This window comes from Paenibacillus sp. R14(2021) (assembly GCF_019431355.1).
GTDB lineage: Bacteria > Bacillota > Bacilli > Paenibacillales > Paenibacillaceae > Paenibacillus_Z.
This window is the reverse complement of the sequence record NZ_CP080269.1, coordinates 1,547,086-1,559,026: the sequence shown is the minus strand read 5'-3', so window position 1 is coordinate 1,559,026 and position 11,941 is coordinate 1,547,086. Positions and strand designations below refer to the sequence as shown.

The window sequence follows — 11,941 nt, the reverse complement described above, 5'->3', positions numbered from 1 at the left end:
GTCAAAGCAGATTAAAGCTTCTTTCGAGTCGAAAGATATTCAGTTATCAGAACCACAAGAATTAAGTGCAGAGAATGTATTTATTAGGACTTTGAATAATGTTAAACCTGAATTTTATGCAATAAATGTAAATCAGCTAATTAGTCTATTCCTCCCGCCAAGAAGCTGAAAAAGGGCTAAAGAATTTCGAAGAGAGTACAGCAGCAACTGAATTGTATAGGCACAGCGAATACCAAGTAGCGAATGTTATATTATTTTACGAATACGCAGGTTCTGCAAAGGATGAACGGGTTGAAGGAATAATGAAGGGATTTCATTTTGCGAAGTAATCTACATTCATACCTAACAAAAAGTTGCAAGAAGTATCATATGAAATATTTGGCTTTAATTTATATGGTCAAGAAAAGATAATGGGAAAGCAGAGGGCGTACTTTCCTCTTTAAGATATACAAATTTAATTTCAAGATTGAGAGCTTTGAGTTTCATTGAAATTACTGAGGGAACTAAGGAGCGACAAATGTATATAACTAGCTTTGGTTCGAAGGCATACGCTGCAATCATTAACGAAAAGAACGATAGCGAGGATTGAGGCAGTATAGGCTAAAGGGTGTAGAGCTGGAACATGGAGAGCATGTTGATTACATCGCTCTTTGTTTTCTTCGTTTCAACTTCTGAAATGCGAGGATATACCTATCCAACTTTTGACTAACAATTACGACTCGTTCATGAGTGAGGCTTCCATAGGTAACTGCACTATCAACCATTTCAAATCGTAAAGATTGAATTTTCTCTTCCAAGAAAGATTCCATTACGTCACTCTCCGTTCTTATAGCAAAAGGTTTATGACTGTTGTTCAAGTGACATAAGAGTATCAAAAGGACATTAGGGAAATATTAGGATGTTATTAGTTTGTGATGAGTTTTATAATGCGCTGGTAACTAGGTTTCGTAGTTAAAAGGCAAAAAACGCCCTGAGACTGTCTCAGGGCGTTTTATGTTCCTTAAACATGTGCAATTGCCAATACTATTAAATAACTGTGCAAGTCGTCGGAGAAATATGTGCAAAGTTGAGCGAATATGAAAGTCAGAAGGACATTAAGTATGATGGAATACCATTTACAAACCTGTATCAAGTACACCCTCTTGTTAGCGCTGAAAATTTAGCTGCTTTTTGGGATCGGCCACCTTTTCCAGTCACTGAAGAACAAAAACACTATTATAAAGAGGCACTGAATTCTATTGAGACAAATCGTGAATCTTTATTATCCTTGCCCCGACAACTAGTCCACCATGATCTGTTGGTCTTCAACTTGTTGTCCGTAGATCGTAGCATTACGGGGGTCTTGGATTTTGATTTACTTGCGGTAGATATCTCATTTTTGGAATTCGTGATTAGCCTTAATCACGTGCTCCAGTTGTCTAGCGGCTCACTTGAAATGGCAGCTGCTTTTATTGAAGGGTTTACCCTTTTTCCGACATTCTCTTCTGAAGAAATACGCCAACTGCGGACATTGACTCAGTTGTACCATATTGCCCTACATATATATGTAGGACAATACGTGCGGGAAAAGACAATTCAGCCGCTTTTATCTACATTGCGAATCAACTTATTGAGCGGGATAAGTGGTTGGAGCAAAATGAAGTGCTGCTAGAAGGGTTATTACGAAAGAGAAGTCTATTCCGCTAACGGGCAGGATAGTTGACTAAGCAGGCTGAGTATCCAAAAAACGAGGGTCTTAATTTTCAACATTAGCATCGAAATAATTATTGACTAATCCAATATGTGGTTTATACTGGTAACAAATAGTTGAATGGTGGGATATGTGCAGTGATGATGATGGTGTTTCTGACGGAAGTTAAAGGTTAATCTAACCTAATAGCACATGAGCGTGACCGAGGCACTCTACTTATCTAGGTAGGGACAGCTTCGCTGTGTCGTCGTTCATGTACTCCGTCATGAATCAAATCATCATCACTGCTTCCGTATTGAATGCACAAGCAAGGCATTGTCTTGTTTATGCATTCCTACGGAATGGAAGCCGTGGGTGAACGATTGTTCATCCATGGCTTTTTCTATTTCCATTTCACTATTTTATTTTCATTTGTATCCCTCAATAAAGGAGGAATTTATCATACCTAGAGAAGTCATAGAAAGAATGAACGGTCACAAGGGTAGAGTTGTTTGGTTTACCGGCTTGCCTGGTTCAGGCAAAACAACGTTGGCTAATGAAGTGGAAAAAGAAATGCTTCAATGCGGTATTCGATGTGTAGTCATAGATGGAGATTGTATGAGAAAGGGACTGAACCGAGATCTTGGATTTTCCGAAGCGGATCGGATAGAAAACCTTCGACGAGCTGCTGAAGTTGCATTTATGTTCGTGGAAGCAGGGTTTCTCGTCTTGGCTCCATTAATAACACCATCCGAGTTCGGTAGGATGATCGTCAGGAAGTTTTTTCAGCCAGAAGATTACACAGAATTATTTGTTAAGTGTTCATTAATGGAATGTAAACGGAGAGATCCGAAGGGGATGTACCGCCTCGCCGAAGCAGGCGAGCTTCCGAACTTCACGGGCATATCTGCACCATACGAACCGCCAGTTCAGCCTGACCTTGTGCTGGATACGGAGAGATTTCATTTACAACATTGTGTTGAGACCCTCGCCGACTATTTACGATTAAAAATAAAACTAAATCGATAAGGAGAATGTTCTATGAAACCTATAGGCAGTTACACAATCTGGTTTTCGCAACGGACCGGAAGTTCCTTGTTGTATAAAGCACTCGAATCGACGGGGGTAGCGGGAATTCCAAGAGAGTGGTTGACGGAGCAAGATCCTGGTACATTCGGCATCCAGGATATTCGGCAAATATGGCAAAATGGCACGACTCCAAATGGCGTATTCGGGCTCAAGTTCTCGCCCTTTAAACTGGATGAATGGTTCCTTGCGTTCCAAAGAGAGTTAGATCTGGCTGAAGGATTGTCCAGACCACAGATTTGGGAAAAAGCCTTCCCGGCGTGTAAACACATTTTTATGACCCGTCGCAATAAAGTGAGACTCGCAGTGTCATGGTGGAGAGCCATGGTAACCGGAGAATGGCATCGGGTACATGGTACGACACCACATCAGAAGGAAATAGGCGACGAGTATTCCTTTGATGCGATCAATCATTTACTTATGGAGTGCACGTTGCGTGAAGCTGCCATGGAAGCGTTCTTCGCTGAGGAGAGTATTGTACCCATGACGATCATATATGAAGACTTTATCCAGAATTACGAAGATACTGTTATAAAAATATTGAACTTTCTGAACATACCGACGGAATTTGTTCAGGTAGCCCCTCCATTTCTCGACCAAATCGCCGATGATATCGCTGAAAGCTGGGTGCAACGTTTTCGGACGGAGCGGCAAGCTGACTGGGAGAACATAGCTTGGTGATCTAAACCAGCAGCATTTAACGAAGAACGATAGCTGAGTAAATACGAAGAAACGGCAGCCAGCTTATGGCTGCCGTATTCTCAACTAACGGGCAGGATACTTACAATATTTGGTTGAATACTTTTATAGACATTCTTGAATAGGAAAGGGATGAAAACATTCTTAATTAGAAAATTAAATAATGAAGAGGTGTATCTCACATGCAAGCTTTTGTAAGGAATGGAAACATTCTTGGAGACTTGTTTTTACCAGAACGCGACAGAGCCAATGGTGTAGGAATCGTTTGGTGTCCTGGTTTGCCGAATACACCTACAGCAGAAGATATGTCTAGTCCACTTTCAAACGCGGGTTTTACAGTATTACAGGCGAGGTATCCTGGAAGCTGGCAAAGCTACGGAAAGTTCGGTCCTTCTTCTTCGATTGAAGGTGCGATACAAGGCTTAGAACTTCTTTCAAAAGGAAGTACTATAGATTTGTCGACTGAAGAAATAGTTGAATGGTCAGTTAATCGTCTTGTATTAGTAGGGAATAGTTATGGCGGTGCAGTAGCAGCCTGTGCTCTTGCTGTTTCAGACTTAGCTGATTCTGCTGTTTTATTTTGCCCTTTGCTTGAACCAGCACAACAGAATGCAGAATTGACCGAACCTGAAAGTGACTTAACTACATTGTTGTCCTATTTAAAGCGGTGTCAGGAAAATGTGTTTCGTCATATAGACGAAAATGAATGGAATGAGTTCTTAGTTGGCAGTTCTCTTCTGAATCCACCATCACATATCTCGAAACTGGTTAACCGTAAAATGCTTTTAATACACGGGAAAGAAGATGACACTATACGTTCTTATCATACTGAGCGTTTCTATAACTCACTAATTGCTGAAAGCAATGATGTTAAGGCGCAGCTTTTAGTTGTTGATGGCGTTGGGCATGGGAAAAACAATTACGTGCTAAGACTTGGGATTATTGGGTCAACTGGATATTAAGCTCCCTCGAAATGATTCAATTTCCTCACTCAGACTCATGAATTCGCAGGATTTCATCCTATAGTTAAATTGAAGAAAAGGATGAGGGGGAGAGCCGGTGGCTAGGAGATGGGTAAATGGGCATGAGGAAATAAGGGTACATAGAAATTACCCATATTGTTCCATTATGCGCACGTCTCCACTTCGCCCTAGCGATTATCGCTCCCATGTCTCAACGGGTCATAGCCCTTTCATTCCTTCGTCACATCTTAACTAAGGGGTGGAGGTCGGTCTTTCTAACGGAACGGGTCATAGCCCTTTTGCGTAACGTATCCCGATACTCCGTGCTTCTTGTTATCCTGCGAATGCTTGAGCCGGTGAGGTACAATCAATTTCTTATGCTGCCTGTGGGAAAACTCTGGTTGAATCATAGGCTTCGTTGCTTTTTGCAAGACCGACAAGCATACGCGCCACTTTACCACATAATTTCATGATGGATTTCATTTTCTTAATTTTCTTTTTCTTTACGTTGTAATGATGTAAAGCTTGAACCTCTGGATTCGTCATTACCATACACATCGTCATAAGGTAGAGGAAATGCCTTAGTCGTGGACGACCCCGTTTGCTTAAGACCATCTTTCCTTTCCATTTCCCTGAGCTTGCTTCGGCTATATTTAATCCAGCATGTCGCAACAGGGCATTTCCGTGCGCATAACCGCTTAGATCACCGGCTTAGCCGAGAATACCAGCAAGACTTGTTGCACTGACACCTTGTATTTCAAGCAGTTTTTGCACATACGGAATACGCTTGAGAATGAGCTGGAGTTCATCCTTAATCTGTTCAAGCTGACGCTGCGCCAGGTCGTATTCTTCGAGCAAGTGCTGCAGATGAAGCTTGTAAGCACGGAGTGCCTGAGTAGTACCGACGCTGCATTTAGCGAGTGCAATAAGCAGATCCGCTCGTTTAACCCCAGCATGACGCTTCATAAATTGCTTCCACCCGGAAATGACTTGCTCCCTCGTTAACCGACGGGCTTCACTCGGTAAGGGAAAGAGTCTGAGCGTTGCAATTGCACTGGCGCAAGTAAGGATTTTAAATACTTGACGAAGTTCAGGAAAGACAATGTCTACCCAGCGATGAATCTGGTTAACTGCAGCGTTGAGGCGCTTAGTAACGGTTTCTCGGTTTGCCATAAGAATACGCAGTTCCTCGTATGCTTCCGGCTGAAAACGAACGGGGGAGTAATACCCGTTTTTAATCATATCTGCAATGACTAAAGCGTCTTTATGATCGCTTTTAGATGGTGTATTATCTCGGTTTTCTTTGTTCATCTTAACGAGATGTGGATTAACCAGAACGGCTTCAATACCTTGATCGATAAGCCAGCGTGCTAGGCTAAACCAGTAATGGCCAGTAGGTTCCATCCCGACAATAACTTTATTAAGTTTGTAGGTTTTGAGTATATCCTGAATCCAGCGGCCTAACTGTTTGAACCCTTCAAGATGGCTGCCAAACTCCAGTGGATGGCCTAAAGCTATTCCTCGAAAGCTGACAGCGCGTGCGACGTGAGCTTCCTGGGCGATATCTACGCCTACGACCAGATGATGAACGGTAATGTTTTCAATGAGTTGATTTTGCTTGTCTTGTGCCTTAAACTTCATAGTAGAGCGACCTCCTGATGTGGATTTAAAGGGCTTTTGACCCGTTGCATAATCCCATCGTACCGAGGCGCTCGTTTTTGTTCAAACGCCAAATTATTCGTTTTACAGGAATTCTAACGAGGAACGTTAGCACCATAACACAAGCTGCTGTTGTCTAGTAATAAAGTTGTTGTATTTATAATAAAGTTGTTTAAATTGAGAATAAAGTTGTTAAAAAACTTGGTCATGGTCGCTCAACTAACGGGCGGTTTAATAAAAGCACGTTTTACTTAATGAGATAGTTGATTGGGGGGGAGATAAAATAAAAAGCTTCTTCGTGCTAATAGCCCTCTGTGTAAGATGAGAAGAAAGGATGGTTTGCATGAACCTTACAATAGAAGAGGTATTAGAGGAGATCCGGTTCAGAGAGCTGATTCCGGTTCCGTTTGACTACACTCCGCTAACAGGAGGAACCGTAAGCACGCTTGTGTCCGTCGGATATTCCGATTCGGTACCGCGCTTCGTGGTGAAAATGAACAAGCCTGACGTCATTAAGGCGGAGGCTTCTTTTCTAAAGACCTATGAAGCCGTTGCGCTGTTTCCCACACTGCATTATGTTGATCCTAGTGACCGGTTTATGATCTACCGCTATATTCCAGGTATGACCGATGAGCGGCGGGTAAAGAAAAAGGACTGGATGTGTACGTTGGTGGAGGATGTTTTGAATCACTATGTGCGGTTACCTGGGGATTCCGTTCCAAAGCCCTCTTCGAGGCTATCCTGTTCAATCAGTGGTTTTGAATGGGCACGCGACGTCATTGGACAACATCTCGGAGAAGAGGACTTCCAATTTGTGATCGAACTGAGCAGGCAGGCGGTGGAGATTAAAGAGGGACGGGATACCTATCTGCTGCACGGGGATTTCGGCTTGCACAACTTTTTGTTTAACGAGGGGCGTCTTATGGGTGTCATTGATCCGATTCCGGCTCAGGATGAGTTGATCTATGATCTGGTCTATGCATTCTGTTCTACTCCTGACGACATGATCTTGGAGACGATCCAGCCGGCTGCAGCGATGCTTAAGAACTGGCATCCGGCTGATTCCGGAGGTCTGCACAGGGAGGTGATGCTAGGCCTTTACAGACGCATTGCCTGCTGTATTTACTATCATCCGCATGATCTAGGGGGATACCTTCAGACATGGTCCTACTGGAGAGGTTTGTGGGCAGCTTTAGAGAAAGCGGTAAACCAGAATGATTATTAAGCTGATATGAACGAGGCGGTCAATACCGGGCCAGATTGTTGGAAGAAAGACGAAACAGGTACGGGTAGTCATTTAACAAGTGATTTGTTAGAGATTGCAGGCTTTAATTTGGGTTTTTCATATGAGCTAAACCTTTTGCCAGAGAATTTTCCGAGGCCTGCAGTTGAGCTTTGGTTTCAAGGAAATATACCTTGCCGGTCAGATTGGAGGCGGATTCATTGTCAGCTGTTTATAAGAATCCCTTGAACATTCGAAATATCGGAGATCCCTTTATATTGAGAACGACGGACGGCAAATACTATTGTTACCCTACATCGGCGCAGAACGGTTACAAGGTCTGGTCATCCGAAGACCTGATCGAATGGACGGACGAAGGGTTCGTATACGAGAAGGAGCGCAATGACAAGGCTTGGGGCTACAAGCAGTTCTGGGCTCCCGAGGTCGTGGAGCGCGAAGGCAAGTTCTATATGTATTACACGGCGCGGTGGAGTGAGAAGGACAGCTTGCGAATTGGAGTTGCCATTGCGGAGAGCCCGACCGGTCCTTTCGTTGACGTATTCGACCGACCTCTGTTTGACTTCGGCTATGCCGCAATCGACGCGCATGTCATGCTGGGTGATAACGGCACTTATTACCTGTACTATTCAAGAGACTGCTCCGAGAATATCGTGAATGGGCGGCATGAGAGTCATATCTACGGATTCGAACTGGATGACGATATGTTGACTCCGAAACAGGAAGGAAAGCTTCTGTTGCAGCCTGACCAGGAATGGGAATTCAAGTCCGGACCAGATTGGCTTTGGAATGAAGGGCCATTCGTCGTTCGGAATAATGGTCTGTATTACTTAATGTATTCGGCGAACTGCTTCGCCCACCGGGATTATTCGGTTGGGTACGCGGTCAGCGAATATCCGCTGGGGCCGTACCGGAAGTACGAACATAATCCGATTCTATTCTCCGATTGTGAAGAAATATCCGGGCCAGGGCATCACAGCGTAACGGACTCTCCCGATCGCACGGAGCTATTCATTGTGTATCACACGCATTCCGACCCTGTAGTAGGCGGTGGAGACCGACAAGTCTGCATGGACCGAATGGCGTTCCGGGAAGACGGCTCCATCGTCGTTCACGGTCCGACGCTGAAGGAGCAGAAAGCGCCTTCGGGATTCTGAATCATGACCGGGCGGTATCCGCGCACGACGAGGTGTCGGGCAAACGGGCAGTCCAACCAGCGAAAACAAACAATTTAAAAAATACGTAGACCAGTATGTTGCTCAATTAAAAATATAAAACAAAAACAAATCAGCGTACCAATATTATTAATATGGCACGCTGATTTGTTTACGGAAAGGGCCTCAGAAGAATAAATATCATTAATGTATAGAAGTTCTTGTCGTTTTTGTATAGAAGTTCTTGTCGTCCGACATGTAACAATATATATATGTCGGGTGACAAGAACATTATCTCATTAAAGGCCGCGAATATCGCGGCTTTCTGTATTAATGGGATCAAGTTCTTGTCAAAACCAAATGACAAGAACTAGATCCCATTACCGAAATTGACAAGAACTTGATCTCATTCCCGACGATTGTCAGGGAAGCGCATAATGAAACAGCTGAATCTTTGTCGGAGGACAAGATCATATATCCATTAAGACCCGCTCAATGCGCGGGTTTGCTTTTTTATGGATATAACTTCTTGTCCTTTTCGAAAGACAAAAAGACGAGAGGCAGGGAATCGTGTAATAAAGGCAGCCGGTCAGAAATTAACGATGAACACTCACCCCTCTATGAGGGCCGCCAATTTGGTGGCCCTTCGTTGCGCATATGGGCTGGATAGTTAAATCATTTTCGCGAGTTCAAACGAAGTAAACAAACGTGGGATATATGCAAGGACTGTTGAATGCGTTAGAGCTTTTGGAACATTATTATAGGAGAGATGCTGGAGCAATGTACCACTGCCCGCTAGAAAGTCAATAAACCCCGAACTGAAATGGGAAATACAATACAAACGAGACAGCAGCCAGTGCTTTAACTGGCTGTTGTTTTGCATTATAGCGTCAAAGGGGAACTGAGGTTGAAAATTCCGTTACTCTTTTTTACGCCTTTCTACTTAAACTGAGCAGAATTTATGGTAAATTATTCATATTAATGTCGGTTTATGTAGTCGCAGATACAAAATCCAAAGACAGGGAGCGTTTTGTTTGAAAAGACGATATCAAGTAACTCGCGTGAAATTTCTAGTGGTTTGTACGATGGTACTTGCGGCAATTACTCCAAACGTAGTTGCGCATTCGGCTTCGGTTTACAAAATTTCGCCGAAGTACACGTTTGCCGAAAAATTCAGCGAAGGCTTAGCCGCTGTCCGTTTAAACGATGATTATAGGTGGGGATACATCGACACATCCGGCCAAATGGTCATCTCTCCAAAGTTTGAAGAAGTCGGACAATTCCATGACGGATTAGCGGAAGTGCGATGGAATGGACTGGTGGGGTTCATCAACGCGAAAGGAAAAACGATGATTCCTTTTAAATACCGGGATGCGCAAGACTTCCAAAATGGCGTTGCCTGGGTAAACGACGGGCTCGGGTGGAACTTGATCGACAAGAAAGGAAATACGATTGCAAACAAGCACTATCAAGTCGCATTTCCGTTCATCGAAGGGCTTGCTCGCGTCGCAGAGAATAGGGAATACGGTTGGGGCTATATCGATAAGAAGGGCAAAGTCGTTATTCCGCTGCAATATAAATTCGCCCCGTTCGATTTTACCGAGGGATTCGCAACAGTCAAAGACATGCAAGAACAATACTATCTGATCGATGCAAAAGGTAAAACCACGGCTTTCGGGTCTCATACGGTAACGAACTTCGATAATGGGTTTGCAGTCGTCGGAACCCCTGGAACGAAGCAATGGGCGATCTACAATAAATCAGGGCAATTAAACACGTTGTCGGAGAAATATGATCTTATGGTGGAGTTTCATGAAGGAATGGCTCCGATCAGAGTCAATCATAAATGGGGATTTATCGATCAATCCGGGAAGAAGGTTATTCCGCCGCAATACGAGGAGTTCAACTATGACATGGGAACGACTAACGGGAATCCCATCTTTCAAGAGGGATTAGCCGCCGCCGTTCAAAAAAACGGGAAGATGGGGTTCATCGACAAAACCGGCAAAATCGTAGTTCCATTTATTTACGATCATGTTCACGATTTCTCTGGGGGCATTGCCAGTGTTTATAAAAATGGCTTAGCCGGTTTTATCGATAAAACAGGCCGAGTGGTTATCCCCCTACAGTTTGCAGGCTTCAAGGTGGATCCCATGGGGGCTACGTTTAACAGCGGCCTTGAACCAGCAAGGGACAAGTCTACTTTGCTTTGGGGATATATCACTAAGCCACCTTTGAAAAAAACGACCCAGGGGTATGAATTATTGTCAGGTGACAAGAACATAATCTCATTAAAGGCCGCGAAAAACGCGACTTTTTGTATTTATGGGATCAAGTTCTTGTCAAAACCAAATGACAAGAACTTGATCCCATTACCGAAATTGACAAGAACTTGATCTCATTCCCGACAATAGGCTGGGAAATTAAATAATAAAGGCGCAAACAGACCCAACTGACGGCACTTCGTTGAACTAACGGGAGACTATAGTTGAATGGAGACACAACGGCAGCCGGCCTCACGACGGCTGCCGTTGTCCATTGAAGTAACGGGCAGATTGCGTATGTTGATGTCAAATATATGAATATAAAAGTTACTTGGTGGTTAGGGGGAAAATCGCATGCGGAAGGATTGTAAATTGATTTTGGTCGAAGGGTTGTGCGGCACGGGTAAATCTACGTTAGCGGAGCGATTGCATCAGTACTAGGTACAACAAGGCAGGTCGTCTTGTTTTTATGATGAAGGCGCCGAAGGACATCCAGCGAGCTTAAACTGGCATGCTTTCTTCCGAGAAGAAGAATATAAGCAATTTTCGGAGCGCTATCCGATCACAGCTAACGAGATCCGTTCGCGGACTATAAAGGATGGTAGCAATTGTTTACTGCCTTATCGTGGGGTCAAGAAGTTCAGCGAGCTGAATGCACTCTATGCCGAGCTGAAGTCCCGTGAGTTATGCTGGACGGATTCACCCAGAGCCACGCTGTCGGAGTTTACATATTTGATTCAGAGGCATTGGGCTCGTTTTGCTGAACTTGCCAGCACTACAGATAACGTTTTTGTACTTGAAGCTGTGTTTTTTCAACATCAAATTCATGATTTGTTAGGGCACTATGAAGCTTCTGATAGCCAAATTGAGCACCATATTGATGAAATCGCTAAGCAAATTTCCGCTATGAATCCCGTCTTGATTTATTTAACCCAACCTAGTGTACGGGAGCAGCAGGTTTGGATTTCATCCATCCGTTCTAAACCAAACTTCGCAACGGAACATAATATTAAGTTTATGGAAAACCGTAAACGGATCGAGTTAAGGTTGCTTGATTCGCTTCCTTTCCCAACCCATGCGATTGAAAATGCACATCTGGACTGGGAAGATGTCTTTTGTAAAATGGTATGCGCAATGAACCGGTTGCCTTTTCTCAATTAAGGGTAGATAAGCAAATTAACCTCGACACTTTCCGTTAAAAGTTAAAT

Annotated in this window: 9 protein-coding genes and 1 pseudogene; 8 read left to right on the top strand and 2 right to left on the bottom strand. The window is 43.7% G+C overall.

Annotation, left to right across the window (positions count from 1 at the left end; genetic code table 11):
• Positions 1 to 638: 638 nt before the first annotated feature.
• Positions 639 to 764: an aspartyl-phosphate phosphatase Spo0E family protein gene (locus KXU80_RS07470; protein WP_258171426.1), complete on the bottom strand. Its 126-nt coding sequence runs from the start codon at positions 762 to 764 to the stop codon at positions 639 to 641.
• 302 nt (positions 765 to 1,066) lie between these two features.
• On the opposite strand from KXU80_RS07470, the gene KXU80_RS07465 reads away from it, so the two are divergent.
• The 4 genes from KXU80_RS07465 (at position 1,067) to KXU80_RS07450 (ending at position 4,416) form a co-directional block, all read left to right on the top strand.
• Positions 1,067 to 1,651 carry a phosphotransferase gene (locus tag KXU80_RS07465; protein ID WP_219837603.1) on the top strand — a complete coding sequence of 195 codons (585 nt, stop codon included), beginning with the start codon at positions 1,067 to 1,069 and terminating at the stop codon, positions 1,649 to 1,651.
• A gap of 411 nt (positions 1,652 to 2,062) precedes the next feature.
• A complete protein-coding gene (gene cysC, locus KXU80_RS07460) occupies positions 2,063 to 2,698 on the top strand; it encodes an adenylyl-sulfate kinase (protein WP_219837602.1) in 636 nt (211 codons plus the stop codon).
• Between the two features lie 12 nt (positions 2,699 to 2,710).
• Positions 2,711 to 3,436 carry a Stf0 family sulfotransferase gene (locus KXU80_RS07455; protein WP_219837601.1) on the top strand — a complete coding sequence of 242 codons (726 nt, stop codon included), beginning with the start codon at positions 2,711 to 2,713 and terminating at the stop codon, positions 3,434 to 3,436.
• A 200-nt stretch (positions 3,437 to 3,636) separates the two neighbouring features.
• Positions 3,637 to 4,416: an alpha/beta hydrolase family protein gene (locus KXU80_RS07450; RefSeq protein WP_219837600.1), complete on the top strand. Its 780-nt coding sequence runs from the start codon at positions 3,637 to 3,639 to the stop codon at positions 4,414 to 4,416.
• 375 nt (positions 4,417 to 4,791) lie between these two features.
• Here KXU80_RS07450 and KXU80_RS07445 read toward each other — a convergent pair.
• Positions 4,792 to 6,057: pseudogene (locus tag KXU80_RS07445) on the bottom strand (IS110 family transposase).
• 361 nt (positions 6,058 to 6,418) lie between these two features.
• Between KXU80_RS07445 and KXU80_RS07440 the strand changes: the two are divergent.
• The 4 genes from KXU80_RS07440 (at position 6,419) to KXU80_RS07425 (ending at position 11,894) form a co-directional block, all read left to right on the top strand.
• Positions 6,419 to 7,300, top strand: coding sequence for a phosphotransferase (locus KXU80_RS07440; RefSeq protein WP_219837599.1), 882 nt, complete (start codon positions 6,419 to 6,421; stop codon positions 7,298 to 7,300).
• 218 nt (positions 7,301 to 7,518) lie between these two features.
• Entirely contained in the window at positions 7,519 to 8,472 is a 954-nt protein-coding gene (locus KXU80_RS07435) for a glycoside hydrolase family 43 protein (protein WP_219837598.1), read from the top strand.
• Positions 8,473 to 9,503: 1,031 nt separating this feature from the next.
• A complete protein-coding gene (locus KXU80_RS07430) occupies positions 9,504 to 10,865 on the top strand; it encodes a WG repeat-containing protein (RefSeq protein WP_219837597.1) in 1,362 nt (453 codons plus the stop codon).
• A gap of 600 nt (positions 10,866 to 11,465) precedes the next feature.
• A complete protein-coding gene (locus tag KXU80_RS07425; protein ID WP_219837596.1) occupies positions 11,466 to 11,894 on the top strand; it encodes a P-loop NTPase family protein in 429 nt (142 codons plus the stop codon).
• The last annotated feature ends 47 nt before the right edge of the window (positions 11,895 to 11,941 follow it).